Annotated in this window: 26 protein-coding genes; 15 read left to right on the top strand and 11 right to left on the bottom strand. The window is 69.3% G+C overall.

What is annotated here, in order from left to right:
* The first annotated feature begins 120 nt into the window (after positions 1-120).
* Positions 121-516 (top strand): hypothetical protein, encoded by a 396-nt coding sequence (locus ACWGI2_RS32740; protein ID WP_453699327.1) that lies wholly within the window; start codon positions 121-123, stop codon positions 514-516.
* Positions 517-535: 19 nt separating this feature from the next.
* On the opposite strand, the gene ACWGI2_RS32735 is transcribed toward ACWGI2_RS32740, so the two are convergent.
* A complete protein-coding gene (locus tag ACWGI2_RS32735) occupies positions 536-1,387 on the bottom strand; it encodes a helix-turn-helix domain-containing protein (RefSeq protein ID WP_453699325.1) in 852 nt (283 codons plus the stop codon).
* A gap of 157 nt (positions 1,388-1,544) precedes the next feature.
* Here ACWGI2_RS32735 and ACWGI2_RS32730 point away from each other — a divergent pair, with 157 nt between their 5' ends.
* From ACWGI2_RS32730 to ACWGI2_RS32720, 3 genes are all read left to right on the top strand, one after another.
* On the top strand, positions 1,545-2,141 hold the full coding sequence (locus tag ACWGI2_RS32730; RefSeq protein WP_453699324.1) for a non-oxidative hydroxyarylic acid decarboxylases subunit B: 597 nt from the start codon (positions 1,545-1,547) through the stop codon (positions 2,139-2,141).
* A 61-nt stretch (positions 2,142-2,202) separates the two neighbouring features.
* A complete protein-coding gene (locus ACWGI2_RS32725; RefSeq protein WP_453699323.1) occupies positions 2,203-3,630 on the top strand; it encodes a non-oxidative hydroxyarylic acid decarboxylases subunit C in 1,428 nt (475 codons plus the stop codon).
* Positions 3,631-3,687: 57 nt separating this feature from the next.
* Positions 3,688-3,963 carry a non-oxidative hydroxyarylic acid decarboxylases subunit D gene (locus ACWGI2_RS32720; RefSeq protein WP_453699322.1) on the top strand — a complete coding sequence of 92 codons (276 nt, stop codon included), beginning with the start codon at positions 3,688-3,690 and terminating at the stop codon, positions 3,961-3,963.
* Positions 3,964-4,012: 49 nt separating this feature from the next.
* Here ACWGI2_RS32720 and ACWGI2_RS32715 read toward each other — a convergent pair whose 3' ends face one another.
* Positions 4,013-4,894 (bottom strand): LysR family transcriptional regulator, encoded by an 882-nt coding sequence (locus ACWGI2_RS32715; protein ID WP_453699320.1) that lies wholly within the window; start codon positions 4,892-4,894, stop codon positions 4,013-4,015.
* 76 nt (positions 4,895-4,970) lie between these two features.
* On the opposite strand from ACWGI2_RS32715, the gene ACWGI2_RS32710 reads away from it, so the two are divergent.
* The 3 genes from ACWGI2_RS32710 (at position 4,971) to ACWGI2_RS32700 (ending at position 7,207) form a co-directional block, all read left to right on the top strand.
* Positions 4,971-5,714 carry a CTP synthase C-terminal region-related (seleno)protein gene (locus ACWGI2_RS32710; protein WP_453699319.1) on the top strand — a complete coding sequence of 248 codons (744 nt, stop codon included), beginning with the start codon at positions 4,971-4,973 and terminating at the stop codon, positions 5,712-5,714.
* A 54-nt stretch (positions 5,715-5,768) separates the two neighbouring features.
* Positions 5,769-6,650: an LLM class flavin-dependent oxidoreductase gene (locus ACWGI2_RS32705; protein ID WP_453699317.1), complete on the top strand. Its 882-nt coding sequence runs from the start codon at positions 5,769-5,771 to the stop codon at positions 6,648-6,650.
* Positions 6,651-6,733: 83 nt separating this feature from the next.
* A complete protein-coding gene (locus tag ACWGI2_RS32700; RefSeq protein ID WP_453699315.1) occupies positions 6,734-7,207 on the top strand; it encodes an NUDIX hydrolase in 474 nt (157 codons plus the stop codon).
* A 54-nt stretch (positions 7,208-7,261) separates the two neighbouring features.
* Here ACWGI2_RS32700 and ACWGI2_RS32695 read toward each other — a convergent pair whose 3' ends face one another.
* From ACWGI2_RS32695 to ACWGI2_RS32685, 3 genes are all read right to left on the bottom strand, one after another.
* Positions 7,262-8,152, bottom strand: a complete 891-nt coding sequence (locus tag ACWGI2_RS32695) for a sigma-70 family RNA polymerase sigma factor (RefSeq protein WP_453699314.1) — start codon at positions 8,150-8,152, stop codon at positions 7,262-7,264.
* 165 nt (positions 8,153-8,317) lie between these two features.
* The gene (locus ACWGI2_RS32690; protein WP_453699312.1) at positions 8,318-8,965 is read right to left on the bottom strand and encodes a hypothetical protein; all 648 of its coding nucleotides are present in this window, start codon (positions 8,963-8,965) and stop codon (positions 8,318-8,320) included.
* Between the two features lie 344 nt (positions 8,966-9,309).
* Positions 9,310-10,494, bottom strand: coding sequence for a MalY/PatB family protein (locus tag ACWGI2_RS32685; RefSeq protein ID WP_453699311.1), 1,185 nt, complete (start codon positions 10,492-10,494; stop codon positions 9,310-9,312).
* 240 nt (positions 10,495-10,734) lie between these two features.
* Here ACWGI2_RS32685 and ACWGI2_RS32680 point away from each other — a divergent pair, with 240 nt between their 5' ends.
* Entirely contained in the window at positions 10,735-11,319 is a 585-nt protein-coding gene (locus ACWGI2_RS32680) for an MSMEG_1061 family FMN-dependent PPOX-type flavoprotein (RefSeq protein ID WP_453699310.1), read from the top strand.
* Here ACWGI2_RS32680 and ACWGI2_RS32675 read toward each other — a convergent pair.
* Positions 11,257-11,418 (bottom strand): hypothetical protein, encoded by a 162-nt coding sequence (locus tag ACWGI2_RS32675; RefSeq protein WP_453699469.1) that lies wholly within the window; start codon positions 11,416-11,418, stop codon positions 11,257-11,259. The genes ACWGI2_RS32680 and ACWGI2_RS32675 overlap by 63 nt on opposite strands.
* Positions 11,419-11,634: 216 nt before the next feature.
* On the opposite strand from ACWGI2_RS32675, the gene ACWGI2_RS32670 reads away from it, so the two are divergent.
* Positions 11,635-11,805 carry a hydrophobic protein gene (locus tag ACWGI2_RS32670; RefSeq protein WP_453398621.1) on the top strand — a complete coding sequence of 57 codons (171 nt, stop codon included), beginning with the start codon at positions 11,635-11,637 and terminating at the stop codon, positions 11,803-11,805.
* Positions 11,806-11,871: 66 nt separating this feature from the next.
* On the opposite strand, the gene ACWGI2_RS32665 is transcribed toward ACWGI2_RS32670, so the two are convergent.
* A complete protein-coding gene (locus ACWGI2_RS32665; RefSeq protein ID WP_453699467.1) occupies positions 11,872-12,615 on the bottom strand; it encodes a class I SAM-dependent methyltransferase in 744 nt (247 codons plus the stop codon).
* A 253-nt stretch (positions 12,616-12,868) separates the two neighbouring features.
* Between ACWGI2_RS32665 and ACWGI2_RS32660 the strand changes: the two genes are divergently transcribed.
* From ACWGI2_RS32660 to ACWGI2_RS32635, 6 genes are all read left to right on the top strand, one after another.
* On the top strand, positions 12,869-13,156 hold the full coding sequence (locus ACWGI2_RS32660; protein WP_453401577.1) for a hypothetical protein: 288 nt from the start codon (positions 12,869-12,871) through the stop codon (positions 13,154-13,156).
* Between the two features lie 138 nt (positions 13,157-13,294).
* A complete protein-coding gene (locus tag ACWGI2_RS32655) occupies positions 13,295-13,630 on the top strand; it encodes a BatC protein (RefSeq protein WP_453699309.1) in 336 nt (111 codons plus the stop codon).
* A complete protein-coding gene (locus tag ACWGI2_RS32650; protein ID WP_453699307.1) occupies positions 13,627-14,838 on the top strand; it encodes a cupin domain-containing protein in 1,212 nt (403 codons plus the stop codon). Before ACWGI2_RS32655 ends, ACWGI2_RS32650 begins: the two co-directional genes overlap by 4 nt.
* Before the next feature lie 10 nt (positions 14,839-14,848).
* Complete coding sequence (locus tag ACWGI2_RS32645) at positions 14,849-15,745, top strand: sucrase ferredoxin (protein ID WP_453699306.1); 897 nt, start codon at positions 14,849-14,851, stop codon at positions 15,743-15,745.
* 171 nt (positions 15,746-15,916) lie between these two features.
* Positions 15,917-17,602, top strand: coding sequence for a ribonuclease J (locus ACWGI2_RS32640; protein WP_453699304.1), 1,686 nt, complete (start codon positions 15,917-15,919; stop codon positions 17,600-17,602).
* 45 nt (positions 17,603-17,647) lie between these two features.
* Positions 17,648-18,364: a spermidine synthase gene (locus tag ACWGI2_RS32635; protein WP_453401572.1), complete on the top strand. Its 717-nt coding sequence runs from the start codon at positions 17,648-17,650 to the stop codon at positions 18,362-18,364.
* On the opposite strand, the gene ACWGI2_RS32630 is transcribed toward ACWGI2_RS32635, so the two are convergent.
* The 4 genes from ACWGI2_RS32630 to ACWGI2_RS32615 all read right to left on the bottom strand — a co-directional run bounded on the left by ACWGI2_RS32630 (position 18,361) and on the right by ACWGI2_RS32615 (position 21,311).
* A complete protein-coding gene (locus tag ACWGI2_RS32630; RefSeq protein ID WP_453699303.1) occupies positions 18,361-19,101 on the bottom strand; it encodes a DUF1838 family protein in 741 nt (246 codons plus the stop codon). The genes ACWGI2_RS32635 and ACWGI2_RS32630 overlap by 4 nt on opposite strands.
* 168 nt (positions 19,102-19,269) lie before the next feature.
* On the bottom strand, positions 19,270-19,500 hold the full coding sequence (locus ACWGI2_RS32625; protein ID WP_443032814.1) for a chaplin family protein: 231 nt from the start codon (positions 19,498-19,500) through the stop codon (positions 19,270-19,272).
* Between the two features lie 116 nt (positions 19,501-19,616).
* Entirely contained in the window at positions 19,617-19,997 is a 381-nt protein-coding gene (locus ACWGI2_RS32620) for an STAS domain-containing protein (RefSeq protein ID WP_453699302.1), read from the bottom strand.
* Between the two features lie 81 nt (positions 19,998-20,078).
* Positions 20,079-21,311 (bottom strand): cytochrome P450 family protein, encoded by a 1,233-nt coding sequence (locus ACWGI2_RS32615; RefSeq protein ID WP_453699300.1) that lies wholly within the window; start codon positions 21,309-21,311, stop codon positions 20,079-20,081.
* Between the last annotated feature and the right edge of the window lie 174 nt (positions 21,312-21,485).

Genomic DNA, 21,485 nt, shown 5'->3' with positions numbered 1-21,485 from the left:
CCCCCCTGGGGTTGATGACCCGTTGTGCCGCAAGGTAGCCCGGCGACTTCGTCACCTCATGCTGGTGAGGAGCCACACCGGATCCACGAACTGACCGATCTGGCGGTCGACGAGCTTCTGATGCGGTCGGAAGACGACCATCTGAGCGACCTGGAATTCCTCGACGGGGAGGACGAGGCCCTGGTGGCACAGCTGACCGAGGCCGGGTTCCTGACGCACCCGGGCGCGATCGTCCGGGCCGGGGCCGTCCCCGGCTGGACGTATGCCCTGGAGAGCTTTTCGTCCCGCTCGCGGTACCACCTGGAAGCGCTCTCGCGCGGTACGCGGGCCTACACCGTGTTCCGCAGCGGCGCGGGCATGCAGCGGGTGGGCCATGCCCGCGACGGCCAAGTGCTGTCCGACTACGAACCGCGGGAACCGACCCCGGGAGTCATTGCGACGGAGGAGCAGATTCCCGGTTTCACCTACACCGGTGAGGAGTTGCCCACCCCCGCCTTCGCTGACGGCTTCGCCTGACCCTCTCCTCAGCTCTCCGTCAGGCGGAGCCGAAGGACGACTGCCCCAGCGCCAGTGCGCGGAACGCGGCCGGAGTCGTGCCCGTCCGTAGGCGGAAGAACTTAGTGAAGTCGCTCGCGTCCGTGAACCCCAGCCTTCCGGCGATCTCCTTCGCCGGGAGGCTGCTGTGCTGCAGGAGGCGTTTGGCCTCCAGCAGCACCCGTTCGTCGACGAACTTCTTCGCGCTCGCGCCGGTGACGGCCAGCGTCGCCCGGGACAGGGTGCGCGGGCTGTAGCCGAGCGCGGCCGCGTAGTCCTCCACCCGCCGTGTCACCACATGGTCGCGCTCCACCGCGTCGTGAAAGCGCCGGAACACCTCGCTCACCGCGCCCTGCGAAGGCGCCGCGCCCCGCACGGCGGCCAGACGCAGCATCAGGACCGACACCAAGTGCCTCATCACCTCGACGTGGGAGCCCAGCGGAAGCGAGGCCATCGCCCCGTACTCGTACGTGAGATGGTCCAGGGCCCGTCGCAGCGCCTGCGCCTGTTCGCCCTCGGGCAGCAGAGGCCGCTGCTCGTAGGGGGGATTCATGTGCGCGGCCGCCACCGTCGCGGGCGGCAGAAAGCCGGGCTGGAACAGGACGATCGCCCCCTCCGCGGCCACCAGATCCGGGCCGAACCGCTGCACCTGCCCCGGCCGGATCCACAGCCAGGAGCCCGGCGCCAGATCGTGCTCGACGAAATCCACCGCCATCCGAAGCCGCCGTCCGCGGACCACGATCAGCTGATGGAAGGCGGGGCGCAATGCCGCGTGCGGGTCGTTGCCGTGCCGTCGCGAGCGCTCGTAGAGGCCGCCGAGCTCCACCACCTCGACGCCGGTCGGCGCGCCCACGCCCGCGGTGTAATCCAAGTCCCTGACATCAGGGTGTCCGTTTTTCCCCATCGCGAGTCCCGAGCGTACCGCCGGCCCGCCGAGTCTGCCTCCTAGCGTGGAATCAACGAGGCGCAGGAGCAAAGGCGCAGGTCATCTTGGTGCAAGGAGCGGACGAGTGCGGCTGATCGTGGGAATGACGGGGGCGACAGGAGCGGCCATCGGCGTGCGGCTCCTGGAGAATCTGGCCCAGCTGCCGGACGTGGAGACCCATCTCGTCCTGTCCCGCTGGGCCCGCACCACCATCGAACTGGAGACCGGCCTCCCGGTCGCCGAGGTGAGCGCACTCGCCGACGTCACGCACCACCCGGACGACCAGGGCGCCACCATCTCTTCCGGTTCCTTCCGCACCGACGGCATGGTGATCGTGCCCTGCTCGATGAAGACGCTGGCCGGTATCCGCGCCGGATACGCGGAGGGTCTCGTGGCCCGAGCCGCCGACGTCGTCCTCAAGGAGCGGCGCCGACTGGTCCTCGTACCGCGCGAGACGCCACTGAGCGAGATCCACCTGGAGAACATGCTCGCCCTGGCCAGGCAGGGAGTGCGGATGGTGCCGCCGATGCCCGCCTTCTACAACCACCCGCAGACCGTCGACGACATCGTCGACCACATCACCGCCCGGGTCCTCGACCAGTTCGACCTGCCCGCGCCCGCGGCCAAGCGCTGGGAGGGCATGCGCGCCGCCCGCGCCGCCGCACTGCCACCGGCCTCATGACGCCCCCAGCGCCCTGACGCCCCTCTCCCCTCAGACGTCCCATCCCCTCAAGGAGTCACCCATGCCCTACGACGACCTGCGCAGTTTCCTCGACACCCTGGAGAAGGAAGGGCAGTTGCTGCGCCTCACCGAAGAGGTCCTGCCCGAGCCCGACCTGGCCGCTGCCGCCAACGCCACGGGCCGTATAGGCGAGAACGCCCCCGCCCTGTACTTCGACAACGTCAAGGGCTTCACCGATGCCCGTATCGCCATGAACGTGCACGGCTCCTGGGCCAACCACGCCCTTGCCCTCGGCCTGCCGAGGAACACCCCGGTCAAGGAGCAGGTGGAGGCCTTCGCCGCCCGCTGGGACGCCTTCCCCGTCGCCCCCGAACGCCGCGAGGACGCCCCCTGGCGCGAGAACACCCAGGAGGGAGCGGACGTGGACCTCTTCTCCGTCCTTCCCCTCTTCCGTCTCAACGACGGCGACGGCGGCTTCTACCTCGACAAGGCCGCCGTCGTCTCCCGCGACCCCGAGGAGCCGGAGAACTTCGGCAAGCAGAACGTCGGCACGTACCGCATCGAGGTCATCGGCACCGACCGCCTCGCCTTTCAGCCCGTCCCCATGCACGACATCGCCCAACACCTGCGCAAGGCCGAGGAGGCGGGTGAGGACCTGCCCATCGCCATCACGCTCGGCAACGACCCGGTGATGACGATCGTGGCCGGCATGCCGATGGCGTACGACCAGAGCGAGTACGAGATGGCCGGTGCCCTGCGCGGCGCGCCCGCCCCCATCGCCACCGCGCCGCTGACCGGCTTCGACGTGCCGTGGGGCAGCGAGGTCGTCATCGAAGGTGTCATCGAGTCCCGCAAGCGCCAGATCGAGGGCCCCTTCGGCGAGTTCACGGGCCACTACTCCGGTGGGCGCCGCATGCCCGTCATCCGCGTCGACCGCGTCTCCTACCGCACGAACCCCGTCTTCGAGTCCCTCTACCTGGGGATGCCATGGACCGAGGTCGACTACCTCGTGGGCCCCAACACCTGTGTCCCGCTGCTCAAGCAACTGCGCGCGGAGTACCCCGAGGTGCAGGCGGTCAACGCCATGTACACGCACGGCCTGATGGTCATCATCTCGACGGCCAAGCGCTACGGCGGCTTCGCCAAGGCCGTCGGCATGCGCGCGATGACCACGCCTCACGGCCTGGGATACGTGGCTCAGGTGATCCTGGTCGACGAGGACGTCGACCCCTTCAACCTGCCGCAGGTCATGTGGGCCATGTCCGCCAAGGTCAACCCCGCGGATGACGTGGTCGTCATCCCCAACCTGTCCGTCCTGGAGCTCGCACCCGCCGCCCAGCCGGCCGGCATCACCAGCAAGATGATCATTGACGCCACGACTCCGGTCGCTCCCGACGTACGCGGCAACTTCTCCACCCCGGCCAAGGACCTGCCCGAGACGAAGGAGTGGGCGGCGAAGCTCCAGCAGCTCATCACGGCCCGCCACTGAACCCCCGCGCCCCTTCGCGGACTTACGCCCCTGCTCCCCTCCCGGAAGGAACCTGGCATGACCGGCCACAACCACAACCACAACCACAACCACGACCACGCCACCATCTGCCCACGCTGCGCCTACGAGACGATCGACCGGCTCGCGACCTCACCGGTGCCCGGCGTCTGGGACGTCCTGCAGTGCCGTCAGTGTCTCTACACCTGGCGCACCATCGAGCCCGCTCGCCGCACGCGGCGCGACGCTTATCCCGAGCAGTTCAAGATGACGGTCGCGGACATCGAGAACGCGATCGAGGTCCCGGCCGTACCACCGCTGCGCAGCGCCGACTGAAGCCGATCGGTGTGCCGGTGGGCCGGTCCTACGGGGCAGTTGCGCCCGGTCATCGGCCGAGGAGAGCGACCAACTCGGGGACGGGCGCAGGGGGGTTGGTCGCGTGCAGGACTTCGGTGCGGTGGACGAGGCGGGGCGCTGACAGGGGGACGGCGGCCGTTCCCGGCAGCTCGGCGGCTGTGGTGAGGGGGAGCGCCGCCAGACCGTGCCCGTCGGCGACGAGGGTGCCCACCCCCCTGATGTCTGTTCCGCGGTAGGTGACCTGAGGGCGGAAGCCGTCGGTGTGGGCGGCTGCGCGGAGTTGGGTCAGGGGGATGGCCGTATCGGGTGCGTCCAGCCAGTGCGCGTCGGTGAGGTCCGGCAGTCGGAGGGTCCTCCGGCGTGCCAGGGGGTGGTCGTCCGGGAGCAGGACTGCCAGGGGGTGTTCGGCCACGGCGGTGGTGGTCAGGGGACCCGGGTCGGACAGCGGCAGGGGGTCAGTGGGCGCCGCTGCCCCGTCCACCAGGGCGAGGTCGGCGTCCCCGGCCATGACGGCCGCCACCACCGCCTCCCGCCCGAGCACGTCGAGCGACACGGCGAGGCCGGGGGCGAGACGGCGGATCCGGGCGAGGGCATGAGCGAGGGCGGGGGTCAGCGCGAGAGGGCTGGCTGCGACGGTGAGCTGCGTCGAGCGCGTGGCGTGGAGCCGGGCGATGTCGGCGCGGGCCGCGTCCAGGCGCAGCAGCAGGGGCCGGGCATGTTCCATGAGACGCTCGCCGGTCTCGGTGGGCCCTACCGGTCGGCGATGCACGAGCCGCGGGCCGAGGTCGGCTTCGAGTGCGGCGATGTGCTGCGAGACGGCGGACTGCGTGTAGCCCAGTTCCTGGGCGGCGGCCGAGAAGGAGCGGTTCTCGACGACGGAGACGAAGGTCCGCAGGAGGTGTGGATCCATATGCATCAGTATCGCTAATGCACAGTGCATGAATCATCGTTGGACGTGATGTGGTGACACCGCTGACGATGGACGCATGACTCCTGCCGCACGTATCGCACTGGTCGCGGACCGCTCCGACCACGTCCGCTCCCACACCCGTATCCCCGCGCTCCTGGAAGCCCTGCGCGCCCGCGACGGCCTCAGTCTGGACGCGTACTGGATCCCCACCCAGGAGGCCGAGGCCGGAGTCGAGGGCTTCGACGCCGTCTGGGTGCTGCCCGGCAGCCCCTACCGCAGCGAAGCCGGAGCGCTCGCCGCCATCCGCACGGCCCGGGAGCAACGCATCCCCTTCCTGGGTACCTGTGGCGGCTTCCAGTACCTGCTCCTGGAGTACGCCCGGTCGGTGTGCGGGCTCGGCGACGCGGTCCATGCCGAGAACACCCCCCAGAACAGCGGCAGCCAGAGTGACGGGGGAGGGGAGGAGCTGCTGGTCCCGCTGGCCTGCTCTCTCGTCGGCCACGAGGGCGCGATCGTCCTCGCGGCGGACTCCCGGGCGGCCCAACTCATCGGCGCCCAGCGGACGGTGGAGCGCTACCACTGCAACTACGGCCCGAACCCCGCCTACGTGGAGCGGCTGCGCGCCCACGGACTGAACTTCACCGGCACCGACGAGAACGGCGACATCCGCGTCGCCGAACTGCCCGACCACCCCTTCTTCCTGGCCACCTTGTTCCAGCCCGAACTGCACGGCGACGGCACCCGCCCCCACCCGCTGATCACCGGTCTGGCCCAGGCCGCGGTGCGGCATGCGGAGGAAGCCAGTGCTGCACTGAGGTGAGACCGAGCCGAGATTGCGGTTGCCGACCCCGGTGCGGTGCAGCAGGATGCGGGGATGCGTTTCTCGGTCAACATCCCGAACTTTGGTGACTTCGCAGATCCCAGGACCGTGGCGAAGGTGGCCGTTGCGGCGGAACAAGCTGGGTGGGACGGGCTGTTCGTCTGGGATCACGTGCTGCATCGCAAGCATGCGGGCAGGCCTTTCGGAGATCCCTGGATGCTGCTGACCGCCGCCGCGCTCGCGACGTCCCGGATCAGGCTGGGCACGCTGGTCACCCCGGTCGCCCGGCGGCGCCCCCAGCAGCTCGCCCGCCAGGTGGCGACCCTGGACGTCCTGAGCGGCGGCCGGGTCACCTTCGGCGCGGGGCTCGGCGGGCCCGTCGAAGACGAGTACGCGAGCTTTGGTGACACCACCGACCCGAAGGTGCTGGCCGAGCGGCTGGACGAGGGCCTTGACCTGTTGCGGCGCTACTGGTCGGGCGAGCCGGTGAACCACGACGGACGTCACTACCAGGCGCGCGACGTGACGTTGCTGCCGGCCACGGCGCAACGCCCCCGGCCGCCGATCTGGATCGCCGGCTTCTGGCCGAACCGCCCGCCCATGCGCCGGGCCGCACGCTGGGACGGCGCGGTCCCGCTGTTCACCGACGCCAAACACGGTTACGTGCCGCCGATCGACCAGGTCCACGACTTGGTGGCCTACGTGACAAAGCAGCGCGAGGACCGTCCAGGCACTCCAGACACTCCCGCTCCCTTCGAGATCGTCCTCGGCGGCGCCTCGCCGGGCGGCGACGCCGCCAAGACCCGTGACCTGATCGGCCCGTTGGCCGACGCGGGAGTCACCTGGTGGGACGAGCGCCAGATCCAGACGAGCGAGGGCCTCGACAGGCTCGCACCGGTACTGCGCCGCGTGGAACAGGGCCCGCCGGCCTTGTAGCGGCCACTCCTGGCCCGGCCAGCTCGGCGAGCGGGCGCGGCGGGGGCCGTGGACACCGGGAGCGTCCAAAGGGAGGGGCGGGCATGAGTTTCAGGCTGGCGGCGTACGCCGTGTGCCTTGCGGGCGGACGGGTTCTGCTTGCCCGTCACGTGTCAGCACGCGGCGAGTCCAACTGGACTCTTCCGGGCGGCCGGGTCGAGCACGGGGAGGACCCGTTCGAGGCGGTGAAGCGTGAGGTCGCTGAGGAGACGGGCTGTGATGCGGTGGTGGAGCGCCTGCTGGGAGTGGACTCAAGGATCATCCCCGCAGCCGAGCGCACCATTCCCGGCGGGCCGGAGCACCAGAACGTCGGCATCTTCTACCAGGCCCGTATCGCCGGCGGTCGGCTCCGGCCAGAGCCGAACGGCGAGGTCGCCGAGTCGGTCTGGACTCCGATCCCCGACGTCGCTCGCCTGCGCCGGTCGTCGCTGGTCGACATCGGCCTCGCCCTGGCGCAGACCCGTCCGGCCACCGGCCACGTAGCCGCTGTTCCGGTCGGCGGCCTGATCCAGCACTGAGGCGCTCGATGAGGCAGCTGACCGGAGTCTCCGCGTCGGGAGGCGGCAGTCAACTCACGCCGGATCCGGCAGGTCCATCAGCGCGAGCTTGGCCGGGTCGATCACGACTGAGATCTCGGTGATCCGGTCGTCGACGACGGTGAATGCGAGGACCGAGAGCGGCGTGCCGTCCTCGCGCCAGGACATGACCCCCGGGAGGCCGTTGACGAGCACCGCCCGGCCGTGTGTGGCCGCGTTGGCGGACAGTTGCGCGCCGGCGGCGATCTTGGTGGCGCCGAGGGTGACGACCACGCCGGACGGGGTGTCGACGGTCAGCTTGACCTCGGGGTCGAGCACCCGCAGCAACTTCTCGAAGTCGCCGCCGCGAGCCGCCGCCAGGAAGGCCTGGACCACCTCTCGCTGCTCCCGCCCCGCGCCCGTCGGCCGCTCAATCGACTGCACCTTCTTGCGGGCACGGCTGGCGAGCATCTTGGTGGCGGCGGTGGACTTGCCGAGGATCTGGCCTATCTCCTCGAACGGCACCGCGAACAGGTCGTGCAGCACGAACGCCAGCCGCTCGCTCGGCCGCAGCGACTCCAGGACGACGAGCAGCGCGAGCCCGACCGAGTCGGCGAGCACCGCGTCCTCCTCGGGAGCGGGACCGTCGTCGAGCGTCACCACCAGCTCGGGCAGGCTGTCGTCGTAGGACGCCTCCGGGCGGACCTGGCGGGATCGCAGGACATCGAGGCTGATGCGTCCTGCCACCGTGGTCAGCCAGCCCGCGAGGTTGTGGATGGTCGACGCGTCCTGGCGGGAGAGGCGCAACCAGGCCTCCTGGACCACGTCCTCGGCGTCGGCGTGCGATCCGAGCATGCGGTAGGCGACCGAGCGCAGCCGGTCGCGCTGGGCCTCGAACGCCTCGGCCATCGGATCCGCCGGGCTCGTCGTCGGACTGGTGTCGGACATGTTGTTACCTTCCTCGAATCTGCTCCGTCACCGGTGATGACGGGCCCGAAGGGGCTCAGGTAACCGATGAGGCACCGATGAAGGAGCAGACCGATGGAAGCACACCGATGGCTGGTGGACAGCGGCCAGGATCCACCGTGAGGCACACACGTGGTGCCGGCCGATTCAGCTGGCGGCGTTCTCCGACTGCGGTGCGGGGGCAGGGGAGTCCGCCGGGGCGGCCGCGGTGTAGAAGACGGAGGAACCCTGCTTGGTGCGGTGCGCTCGGCCCTTGGCGACCAGGCCCTCCACGGTGGTGCGCACGACAGTCGTCTTGATGGTGCGGCCGGGCTGGTCCTGGGCGAGTGCGCTGGTGATCTCGGCGGCGGAACGCGGCTCGCTCTGCTTGCTGAGGTGGTTGTCGATCAGCTCGACCAGCGTGGGCCCCGACGTCGCCTCGGCGGACTTCTTCGCGGCGGCCTTGGGAGCACCCTTGGCTGACTTGTCCTTGGGCTTGGTGGCAGCAGGCTTCTTCGTTCGGGCCGCACTGGAATTGTTCGCACTTGCCCGAGGGGCGGGTACTGCCTTCTTGCCGGTTGACGCGCGGTTCGAAGCCTTCTTGTCCGTGGCCGCCGTGGTGTTGGAGGAGCCCAACGCCTGCTGCATGCTCAGCAACAGCGCGTGGTCGCTCTCCAGCGTCCGCAACTGCTCCTGGAGCGCTGTCACCTCAGCACCGAGGCGTTCCTGTTCCTTGCGGTTGGTCTCGAGGTCTGCGGCTACGCGGGCGGCGTAGTGGGCCTGAACTCCGGCGGATTCCGGCTGAATGTCTGACATGACAGTGACCTTTTCGTGAGCGCACGTGGTCGTGCGGATAGCGGATCGTGCTCACGACTGAGCACTCCTGATGGCGGGCGCACCTGATGCGCCCTGAATGTTGGCTGCCCAACCTGCAACAGCAGTAACTCATGTGTGAGCAGTGAAGGCTACGTTCTGGCGCCCGCCGGCGAATGCACGAAATGAAAACTGGCCCTCACCTCCACACCATCTCGATCTCGCGTTCGAAATTGACGTAGTCGCGTGAATGGCGCACCCGACTGCGACCCAACAACTCGCGGGGAGTGCTGGAGCAAGGCGAGTTGGTGAGTGCGGCAACCGCCAAGGGGGAGCTTCAACTGCCGTCAGGCGACTGCCAAGCCCATCCGCCGGACCGCCTCCATGATGACCTCCGGCGAAGCCGCGAGGTTGAGACGGACGAAGCCCTCGCCGCCGGTTCCGAAGGTGCTCCCGGAGCTCAGGGCGACGCGGCCGCGCTGCAGGAAGACCTCGGCCGGGTCACCGCTCAGGCCCAGTTCCCGGCAGTCGAGCCAGGCCAAGAAGGTGCCCTGCGCGGGCGTGTAGCCGATGGCGGGCAGGTGCTCGGCCAGCAGAGCGGCCAGCAGCCGGCGGTTGTCGTCGAGGCCGGAGAGCAGCGCGTCGAGCCAGTCACCTCCGTCCCGCAGGGCCGCCGTGTGGGCGATGATGCCGAGATGGCTCGGGCCGTGGCTGACTTCTTCGGGGATGCGGGCGAGGTCTTCGGCGGCCTCGGGCCCCGCGATGGCGAGGGCGGCCTTGAGGCCGGCCAGGTTCCAGGCCTTCGACGCCGACATCAGCGACAGCCCGTTCTCCGCCCCGGGCACACTCAGGAAGGGGACGAACGACGCTCCCGACGCCACGATCGGGGCGTGTATCTCGTCCACCACGACACGTACGCTGTGCTCCCGCGCCAGTTGCGCGATCCGCGTCAACTCGGCGGCCGTGTGCACGGTCCCGGTCGGGTTGTGCGGGCTGCACAGCAGGTACACCGGCCGGGCGGCACCCTCCGCCACACGCCGGAACACATCCGCGAGCACGGCGAAGTCGATCCGCAGATCCGGCCCGAGCGGCGCCTCGACCACGGGCCGGTCCAGGTTGCCGACGAACTGGTAGAAGGGCGGGTACACGGGGGAGTTGACGATGACGGGGTCGCCGGGCGCGGAGACCAGCTTGAGCATCTCGACGATGCCGAGCATCACGTCGGGCACGATCGCCGTGCGCTCGACGGCAACCCCGCCCCAGCCCCAGCGCTTGAGCGCGAACTCGGCCAGCGCCTCGGCGTAGGCCGTACCTGCGGGATAGCCGGTGTCGCCGAGCGCAACGGCTTCGGTGATGGCCTCGGCGACCGGCTCGGCGAGCGGGACGTCCATCTCGGCCACCCACAGCGGCAGTACGTCGTTCGGATACGTCCGCCACTTCATGCTCGTACGCCGCCGAAGTTGCTCAAGCGAGAGCTGACACAGGGGATTCGCCCCGTCCGGCACGACGGGATCACGCGACACATTTTCCATACGTCAAAGGTAGGCAGGCCCGAGCGGATTCCTGCCTGCTTCGACGCGATCAGTGCGGCGTCCGTGCGAACTTGCGGGCCGCGCACGGGGGCCGCGCACGGGGGGTCACCGCTCACGAATCAACTGCTCATGGCTCGGTCAGGGGGCACTTTCAGCTGCCGTTCCACCCTCCAGTAAGGTGAGCCTAACTTACTGACTCGCCAGCCCCTTCGCCTGCTCGCTGACCTCCGAGGAACACCTGTGCCCGACGCCGCGACACCCCTATCCGTTCCACCCCTGGACGGCAGTGCCACGGCACCTCACACCTGGCAGGAGCTCCGCTCGGGCGACGAGCTGACCGAGCTGCTCGGCGAGCCGCACCCGATCGTCATCGACAAGGTCCACGACGAACTGACCGATGACGACCTGGGCATCCTGGCGCGCTCCCCACTGTGCGTCGTGTCCACCGCGGATGCGGAAGGAAACTGCGACACGTCCCCAAGAGGCGACGCACCGGGTTTTGTCCACGTCCTCGACGCGCGCACCGTCGCCCTCCCCGACCGCCCCGGCAACCGGCGCGGCGACAGCTTCCGCAACATCCTGGGGAACCCGCACGTGGGCCTGCTCCACCTGGTGCCGGGCAGCGCAGACATCCTGCGCATCAACGGCCGGGCCCGAATCCTGACGGACGCCCCGTTCTTCGACTCGATGACCGTCAAGGGCCAGCGGCCCCGACTGGCGCTCGTAGTCGAGATAGACGAGATATTCCGGCACTGCTCACAGTCACTGCGGCGCGCGGGCGTCTGGCAACCGGAGACATGGCCGCAGGACACACCCCGCCCTTGAGGCCGCGCTCAGCCGCCCTCGCCGGGCGGCGCGCCGCAGCTCGGACCGCCCGGCCCGTCGAATTGCACCGTCGCCGGTTCCGTCGAGCCCCGAGAACATGCAGTAGGAGCCGTCGGGACACCGATCGTACCCATCGGCTGCGTGCGCCGCGGTGACCGGCACCCGCAGGCGTGACATCGGGAGTGCGACGGATGGACGTGTGACCTAAGGCTCCTCTTACGCGGGTGCGTTACCTCCGATCCGTGAGGGAAACATGCCTTTCATGTGTTTGCGGGGCAGGTCAGAGAGCACCTGGTGGGCTGGAGGTTGATAGCAATGGTTCCCCTGATTCTGGTGCTTCTTCTGGCTCTGCTGCTCTTCGGTGCGGGTTTCGCTCTGAAGGCGCTGTGGTGGATCGCGGTCATCGTGCTGGTGGTGTGGCTGCTCGGCTTCGTGGTCCGGCCCGCCGCGAGCGGCGGTCGCAGGAGCCGCTGGTACCGATGGTGATGCGTACCTGAGTACGACGAAGGGGTGGGCCCGGCCTGGGACGGCCGGGCCCACCCCCGACTCTTGTCAGGCGCGGCAGCGCAGCATCTCCAGCGGCGGGTTGTCGTGGAAGTCCGCCCAGTGGTCCGTACCGAACTCGCGCACACCGGCTTCCGACACCGTCAGCGGCACCCAGGTCAGGTCACTGAACCCGGCCGCCGGAAGGCACTTCTCGTAGACGTCGCGGCGCGGCAAGTTGGCGACGAACGAGACCGGTGCCGGGTCGAGCAGCGCCGTGGTCCTCACCCGCGGCCCCGTCTCCACCTCCTCGCCGGTGAGCACGCTGCGGAAGCCGTACTTTTCGGGGCTCGGCCCGTCAAAGTGGAAGTCGGGTGACTGGTTGAGCAGAAACAGCTCGCCGCCCGGCTTCATGTTCCGGTGGATGTTGCGGCACATGCGTTCCGTCGTGGCGATGTCCGGGGCGTAGTTGAGCAGTTGGACGGCCAGTGTGATGTCGAAGCGCTCGCCGAGCGGCCGAAGCTCGGCCACGTCGCCGACCTCGTAGCGCACCCCCAGCGGATCGCGCTCCTCCAACTGCTGTGCCACGGCTACCATTTCACTGGAGATGTCGATGCCGAGGACATCAGTGGCGCCGCGCCGCTTGAACTCCCTGCTGTAGAAGCCGGTGCCGGAGGCCAGGTCGAGGACCGACTTTCCGCGTACGTCCCCGACCATCGCCAGGAAGCTGGGCACTACTGCGTACTGTTCCAGCGGCAGGGCCTTGAACCCCTCGTAGGCCTCACCGATCTTGTCGTACTGCTGCGCGCTCATGGTGCTGTCCTCCATCGGTTCACCCTCGGACGCGACAACCCCCGTTGCCGGGCAGGCCGAGGCTCTTGGCTGGCAGTCTCTACGAGCCCTGGCAGCCCTCCGTATTGGCGGAAGCCACGAAGATCTGGACGCGGTCCCGGCTCAGCGCACAAGCCCACGTGTTGTCCTCCCGCCCGCGGGTACCTGCTTCGGCCAGGCATCGAAGGGCCGAGCATCGAAGGGCCGAGCACCGAAGGGCCAAGGAGGAGACACCATGAGCGATCGGATACCGGCTGCCCCCGGCGAGGACGGCAGCACACCTGTTCCCAGGGACCCGCCCGACCAGCAGGCGACGGACGAGCCTGACGCCTGGGACCTCGACGTGGGCAAGGTGGCCGCCGACGACAGCGACAGTGACGGCGGCAGTGGCGGGGACGACAGCGACAGCGGCAAGTCGGCCGAGGTCCCCGACACGGACGAGGGAGGCACCGCCAGGCGCGGCGAATCCCGGCCCCTGGAAAGCCACCCGGAGAAGCCGGTGCCGGACGAGCCCTCTGGGTGAGGCGGCGAGGGGGCTCCTCACGCCCCCAGATGCCTTCAGGTTGCCGACCAGAATGGCGTGAGCGAGCTTGGTGAGAGCAGAGCGGGCTCTGTGGGTGTGCCCAATCCCCGCGTCCCAGCCGTTCGATTCTCAGGAGGCATGATGACCAACCCCGAGCAGGATCCGAACCAGCACGAGGGCCCTGCGGACGGCGGTGCGGCAGGCACGCCGGGCGTCCATGACGGGGGCGCTGACGGTGGTGCCGAGGGGCCCGCTGACGGCGGTGCGGCGGGCACGCCCGGCGTCCACGACGGAGGCGCCGACGGCGGGGCTGAGGGGCCCGCTGACGGCGGCGCGGCGGGCACGCCGGGTGTCCATGACGGGGGCGCTGACGGTGGCGCCGAGGGGCCCGCTGACGGCGGTGCGGCAGGTACGCCCGGCGTCCACGACGGAGGTGCCGACGGGGGAGCCGACCAGTCCGCCAGCGGCTCTTGAGCATCCCCCCGACCGAGCTTCAGGACGCCGACGCCGACGCCAGAGCAGGCGTCGGCGTTTTGGAGACGCGGCTGACCGGCCTGACCCAGGCGGAGTTCGCCCGCGACGTCTGGGCGCGCACAGCGCTGCTCACGCGACGCGCGAGCGATTTCTCCGATCTGTTCTCCGCCGATGCCGTAGATGAACTGACCTCGCGTCGGGGGCTGCGTACGCCGTTCCTCCGCGTCGCCAAGGACGGCTCCACGCTCCCCGAGTCGTCGTACACCTCTCCCGCCGGTGTCGGCGCCACCATCGGCGACCAGCTGGACGACACCGCTCTGTGGCGCAGTTTCGCCGACGGCGCCACGCTGGTCCTGCAAGCTCTGCAGCGCACGTGGGGGCCGGTCGCGGACTTCAGCGCCAGGCTGAGCACCGAGCTGGGGCACCCGGTGCAGGCCAACGCCTACGTCACCCCGCCGCAGAACCGCGGCTTCGACGACCACTACGACGTCCACGACGTCTTCGTTCTTCAGATCGACGGCACCAAGCGCTGGCTCGTGCGCGAGCCCGTACATCCCGACCCGCTGCGCGATCAGCCCTGGACCGACCGCCGCCGTGACGTCGCCGAGGCCGCGAAGGGCGAGGCCTATATCGATGCCGTTCTCGAGCCAGGCGACGTCCTCTACTTGCCGCGGGGCTGGCTGCACGCCGCCCAGGCACAGGGCGAGGTCTCGATCCATCTGACACTGGGGATCCACAGCTGGACGCGCTACGCGCTGGCCGAACAGCTCGCCCAGTCCGCACTCGCAGCGCTGCGCGACGACCCCGAGATGCGCAGCACCTTGCCTCTCGGAGTGGACGGGCCGGAGGGCGAGATCGACCTCGTCCGCGAACGCCTCCTCGCCGCCCTCACCAAGGTCGATCCCGCTCCGCTGTTCCACCGGACCCGGCGAGGCCAGGGACGCCCCGCGCCGTTGGGGCCGCTGGCCCAGCTCAGGGCCGTCGACGGCCTCGGCCCCCACTCACGGGTGCGGCTCCGTGGAGAGCTGGAAGCGCGTCTTGAGGGCCCGCGCCTGACCACCCGCGTGGGCTGGCTCGACTTCACGGCCACTGATCTGCCATCGGTGACCCGCATGCTCGACGGCGAGGTCCGTACCGCCGGCGATCTCGGCGTCGAACCCGTCGAGAGACTGCTGCGCGCGGGTGTACTGGTGCCCGCGGACCGGTGACGTGGCCTCCGTGACCGCGGCAGAACGCTTCTTCTGCGCCGACGCCGCGCGCACACGCGGCGACTCACTCGCGGGCACAGCGCCGCACGGCTCTGTCTGGGTACTCATCGAGCACCAAGGCGGCTGGCCGCCCAACGGCTTCGACGGCCTCGACCTTGAGCCGCACACCAAAGGACTCGTGTTCTCCGCCGCCCAGGCGGTGCGGGCACGCGTACTTCTGGTCAGGCGGTACGGACGCCGCGGCCCCGAAGGCCCCAGGCGCTGGGCCGTGCTGCGCCAGGACAACTCCGGGGCCTACCGGCAGCGATGGGGCACATGGAGCCGTGATCAGGACTTGGTGAAGATTGCCGAGGCTCTCCATGCCCCCGGAGAGCTCGGCCGGCCGCCCGTCGTCCTCGTCTGCGCCCACGGTCAGCACGACACCTGCTGCGCCGTGCGCGGCCGGCCCGTGGGACGCGCCCTCAGTGAGCGCTGGCCGGAGCTGGTGTGGGAATGCACCCACGTCGGCGGTGACAGGTTCGCGGCCAACGTCGTCGTCGCACCCGACGGCGTCTACTACGGCGGTCTCGATGCCAAGTCGTCGGTCACCACGATCGAAGAGCACCTGGCAGGCCGGATCCACGCCGAGCACCTGCGCGGATACACGGATCTGTTCCCGCCGCAGCAGGCCGCTGTCGCAGCCGTACTCAGACGCTTCGGCCCGGCCGGCCGGCATGACTACGCAGTCGTCGAGACGTCACGCGAAGACAACCGCTGGCGAATCCGCATCACCGGTCGCCCGCCCCGTCCCGCGGCTCTGGACGTCGAGGTGCGCTCCTACCGCACCCCGCCGTCTCAGCTGACCTGCCGCGGACTGTCCATGAGTTCGGCCGCTGTCTACGAGGTCGCCTCGATCGGGGTCGGCTGAACTTGAGGTTCGCTCGTCTGGACCAGAGTGGAACCGGACTCGATGTCGCCGGACGGGCGCGCCGATCTGGCGACAAATAGCTCCAAGAGCCGTCAGAAGGTGCCGAAGACCCGGGCAGAAGCGCAGGCGTCCTGCGAACCAGCTCCTTCACCACTCCGGTAACGTCACCGTATGAGTCATCCGCACCCTGAGCTGAAACCTGCCCCGCCGCTGCCCAAGGGAGGCCTGCGGGTAGTCGCCCTGGGCGGTCTCGGTGAGATCGGCCGCAACATGACGGTTTTCGAGTACGGCGGGAAGCTGCTCATCGTCGACTGCGGCGTGCTGTTCCCCGAGGAGAACCAGCCCGGCGTCGACGTGATTCTTCCCGACTTCACCTCGATCCGGGACCGGCTGGACGATGTCGTTGCCGTGGTGCTCACCCACGGCCATGAAGACCACATCGGCGGCGTGCCCTACCTGCTGCGTGAACGGCGCGACATCCCCGTCGTCGGATCGAAGCTGACGCTGGCCTTCCTGGAGGCCAAGCTCAAGGAACACAACATCCGACCGCGGACGGTGCGGGTGCGCGAGGGGGACCGGCGCGGATTCGGGCCCTTCGACTGCGAATTCGTGGCGGTCAACCACTCCATCCCCGATGGGCTCGCCGTCGCCATCCGAACGGGTGCCGGGATGGTGCTCCACACCGGTGACTTCAAGATGGACCAGTTCCCGCTGGACGACCGGATCACCGACCTGCGCGCCTTCGCCCGGCTCGGTGAGGAGGGCGTCGACCTGTTCCTCACCGACTCCACCAACGCCGAGGTGCCGGGCTTCACCACCTCCGAGCGCGAGTTGAACCCCGCGATCGAGCAGGTCCTGCGTACCGCGCCGAGGCGAGTCATCGTCTCCAGCTTCGCCAGCCACGTACACCGCATCCAGCAGGTGCTCGACGCCGCCCACCAGTACGGCCGCAAGGTCGCCTTCGTGGGCCGCTCGATGGTGCGCAACATGGGCATCGCCCGCGACCTGGGCTATTTGAAGGTTCCCTCGGGCCTGGTCGTCAGCATGAAGGAGCTGGAGAAGCTCCCCGAGAACCGGATCACCCTGGTGTGCACGGGATCCCAGGGCGAGCCGATGGCCGCGCTGTCGCGGATGGCCAACCGCGACCACGTGATCCGCATCGGCAAGGGAGACACCGTTCTTCTCGCCAGCTCCCTGATCCCCGGCAACGAGACGGCGATCTACCGAGTCATCAACGGGCTGACCCGGTGGGGCGCGAACGTCGTCCACAAGGGCAACGCCAAGGTGCATGTCTCGGGCCACGCCAGTGCCGGTGAACTCATCTACTGCTACAACATCGTCAAGCCCCGCAACGTCATGCCCGTGCACGGCGAGTGGAAGCACCTGAAGGCCAACGCCGATCTGGCCATCCGTACGGGCGTCGACCCCGACCGGGTCGTCATCGCCGAGGACGGCGTCGTGGTCGACCTCGTCGACGGCCGCGCCTCCATCACCGGCAAGGTCCCCGCGGGCTACGTCTACGTGGACGGGATGACCGTAGGCGGCGTCACCGAGGCCTCGTTGAAGGACCGCCTCACGCTGGCCGAGGAGGGCGTCGTCACGGTGGTCGCCATCGTCGACGCCGATACCGGTGCGCTGGCCGAGGCTCCCGACTTCCTGGCCCGCGGCTTCGTCCACGACGATACGACCTTCGAGTCCGTCATCCCGGTGATCGAGAAGACTCTGGCCACCGCTGCCGAGGAAGGCGTCGGCGACGCCCACCAGCTCGAACAGCTCATCGCCCGTTCCGTGGCGAACTGGGCGTACCGCACACACCGCCGCAGGCCCCTGATCATCCCGGTCATCATCGACGCCTGACCACGCGCCGGCCCAGCTGCCCAAGCCGCCCAGAAAGGTGAACGGATGAGCGTGCGTTTCGAGGAGATCGACTGGCGGCCGACACCGATGGGGGACATCAGCCTGCGGCGGCGACGGGATCCGGCATCGGGCGATGACGTGTACGAGGTGAAGCTCGGGGACGAGTTCTTGATGTCGAGCCTGTTCACCGCCGGTGAGATCGCGCTGACCCGGCTCGGCCTCGAGCCCCTGCCGGACATCGAGTTGGACGTCGCCGTGGGCGGCCTCGGCCTCGGCTACACCGCACGTGCCGTACTGGACGACCGGCGGGTGCGCTCGCTGACCGTCATCGAGGCACTCGGCGAAGTGATCGAGTGGCACGAGCGCGGATACGTACCCCTGGGCGCCGCCCTCTCGTCGGACCCCCGATGCCGCCTGGTCCAGGGCGACTTCTTCGCGATGGCGATGGCGGGAGAGGGCGGCGGCCTTGACCCCGAGGAGCAGGATCGCCGCTTCCACGCCATCCTGCTCGACGTGGACCACTCACCCCGCCACGTACTGCACCCCAGCCACGCGGCGCTCTACGAGCCAAGTGGCTTGCGTGCGCTGGCCCGGCGGCTGCGCCCCGGAGGCATCTTCGCTCTCTGGTCGAACGACCCGCCGGACGCGGAGTTCAACACCGTACTCGCCGAGGTCTTCCCGAAGTCGGAGAGCCACGTCGTCGATTTCCCCAACCCACTGCAAGACGGAAGCGCCACCAACACCGTGTACGTGGCGGGCTAGGGATTGAGCTTGCGGAAGTACGTCCAGCTGGTCTCGTTCGGCTCGCTCCACTTCTCCGGGGCCTGCGCGAACTCCGGGTGGTGGTCGGCGATGTAGGCACGGGTGCGTTCGGGCACCTCGGCGTACGAGCCGAGCTTGCGGCCCCGGCAGTGATAGGTGAGGCCGCCGGGCCGCTGGCCGCGGGCCATGAACGGGAGCCACGGGGACATCCGGGTCCACGACATGGTGGCCGGGACGCTGGGCGACGTGCCGGCCAGGTCGGCGCGGTCCGCGAAGAACTGAAAGAGCTCCAGAGCCTTGTACGTGTCGTCGGCCGAGTGGAGGGGGTACTGGGCCACCGGCAGCGGCGAGGGGTAGGAGAGCGGGATCTCCAGGCTGAAGCAGACCTGTCCGCCGAGTTCAGTCGTCGGGATGGGGAAGGGGCGCCATTTCTGGTTCGCCGGGTCGTTCCATATGTGCACCACCGGCAGGTCCTGCCAGGTCTCCAGGATCTCGCGCGTCACGGGGTCCAGGTAGAAGGCGGCCTCGCGGGTGAGCAGTTGGTAGGCGTCCGGGCCGCCTTCGGGGTCCTCCACCAGGCGGGAGACGTTGAGCCCTTCGAAGCCGAAGACGCGCTGGTAGGGCTCGTCCGGCGCCCAGGAGTACACGTCTCCGGACCACCAGTACGTCACCTCCTCGCCGTCGAGCGAGGCCCGGGTGCGTGCGAAGGAGCGGAGCAGCTCTGCGGGTGTCGTCATACGGAGTACTCTGCGCCACTGCTGTACGGGCCGGGCGGGCGCCCCCGCGGCTGCGGGCCAAGGGGGCAGACAACAGACAAGCGAGCGTGCCACCGAAAAGGAGGGTCGGTGGCACGCTCGCTCAGACCGTGTCGGGCCGGGAGGCCCTCGACGGTGCGATACGGCTGGTCAGGCGTTGACGCAGGTGTTGCCGAAGGCCGGGTTGAGCAGGCCGATGATGTCGACGGTGTTGCCGCACAGGTTGATCGGGATGTGGATCGGGACCTGAGCCTGGTTGCCCGAGAGCACGCCCGGCGAGCCCACTGCGGCACCCTGGGCACCGGCGTCAGCGGATGCGAGACCGGCCGCGCCCATCACGAGACCACCGGTGGCCAGCACGACGCTCATCGTCTTCTTCATGGCAGACATACTTCTTTCTCCTAGGGTTCGATCAGCAAGTAGGCGCCAAGCCAGCCTCAACAGACGTCGCGCGGCCGGAGCACCCCGCTTCTTTGGCGCCTGTGCTGGTCAACGCCCTATCTGAAGTTCGGACACGCTGATTCCCCCAAATGCCGAAGCCCTTCGTCGGGGGTGTCGGCCAGAGTCAGGACGTCGCCGGCGCCGGTGATGTCGAGCAAGCGCCGCACGGATGTGTGGAAGGGGCCGGCCAGGACGAGGGGGCGTTGCGCCTTCTCGTGCTCGGCGCTGGTGTGCAGGATCAGGCCGAGCAGGGTGCTGTCGGCGAAGGTGAGTTCGGCGAGCACGAGCAGGGTGGCGTCGGTGTCACGGTGGGTCCGGGCGCGCTCGAGGGCAGCGGTGACCGCGCTCGCGTCCTGGAGGTCGATCTCGTGGCGCAACGTGACAACGGCGACCCGTTCCATGAGGGAGACATCGATTTTGTTGTCGTTGGGAAACATTCCTCGACCCTGTCATACACGCGCTGGGGCGCGCAGGGAACACGGAAGATGATCCTGGCGCCCGCGGAGGGCGAGGGTGCTTCAGTTCCCAGTGTCCGGGAGGAGGATGACGGGCAGTTCGTGGTGTCCGTTGGAGATGAATGACTCGGCGGGGCGCAGTGTGGACGCGGGGACGGCGAGGGTGAGGTCCGGATAGCGGGTGAACAGGGCCCGCAGCGCGGTCTCGGCCTCCATCCGCGCCAGGGCGGCGCCGAGGCAGACGTGGACGCCGTGGCCGAAGGCGAGATGGTTCTTGTTGACTCGGGTCAGGTCGAAGGAGCCGGCGCTCGAACCGTGCAGGTCGGGGTGGCGGCCTGCTGCCGCGTAGGAGGCGAGGATCGCCTCGCCCTGACGGATCATGAGTCCTTGCGGCAGCGGAATGTCCTCGACCGCGTACCGCATCGGCAGGTGCGCGACGGGTGCCTCGTAGCGCAGCGTCTCTTCGACGACGTCCGTCCAGACGCTCTCGCCCTCGCGGACCAGGGCGAGCTGTTCGGGGTGGGTGAGCAGCGCGGCGATGGCCTGGTCCAGGAGGTTGACGGTGGTCTCGTAGCCCGCGCTGATCACGAGGAGGAGGGTGTCGAGGAGCTCCTGCTCGGTCAGCGCGGAGCCGTCCTCGTCACGGGTGGCGATGAGTACGGAGGTCATGTCCTCGCCGGGCTCAGCGCGCTTGGCCGCGACCAGGTCGGCCAGGATCGCGTACAACTCCTGGGTGTTCGCGGCGGCCTGATCGGGGCTGAGCGTGGTGTCGAAGACGCCGTCGACGGTACGGCGGAAGCCGAGCTGGGAGTGTTCGGGAAGCCCCATGAGTTCGCTGATGACGCGGATCGGAAGCGGATAGGCGAACCGCTCGCGCAGGTCGGTGGGTTCTCCGGCCGGAACGGTGGCGAATTCCTCGACCAGTGCCTGGGATATCTCCTCGATGCGCGGCTGCATGGCGGCGATGCGGCGCGCGGTGAAGGCCGGGCTGACCAGACGCCGCAGGCGTCGGTGGTCGCCTCCGAAGGCGGTGAACATGTTGTCGACGGCCACCCACAGCGCGAGTGGCCAGGTGCCGACGATCTTGTCGGGGAACAACGGCCAGTGCCGCCGGGGATCCTTGGAGACCCGCGGGTCGGTGAGGAGCTGTTTGAGCAGGGCCGGATCGGTCACGGCCCAGGCCTCGACGCCCAGGACATCGACGCGGGCGGCCGGCCCGCGCGAGCGTAACTCGGCGTCTTCGGCGTGCCGGTCGCTGCCGGTGGCGTCCAGGACAAGGATCTGCGACTGGTCCATGCGAAAGGTCCGTTCGATCGTCGAGGCAGGGCAGATGGCGCAGGTGGCACGACGCCGTTCAAGTCGCCGGACCGGGACGGGCAGGAGACACAGTAGTTGTCCACCGACGGGCTGGTGAAGGGCACTTCGGGGCGGTCCCGGCGTGCGGTGAGAGGGCACGGTCTCGCTCGTGAC

Source organism: Streptomyces sp. NPDC054866 (genome assembly GCF_053610745.1).
Note: the sequence above shows the minus strand (reverse complement) of the source record. Positions and strands in the feature narration are given on the sequence as shown.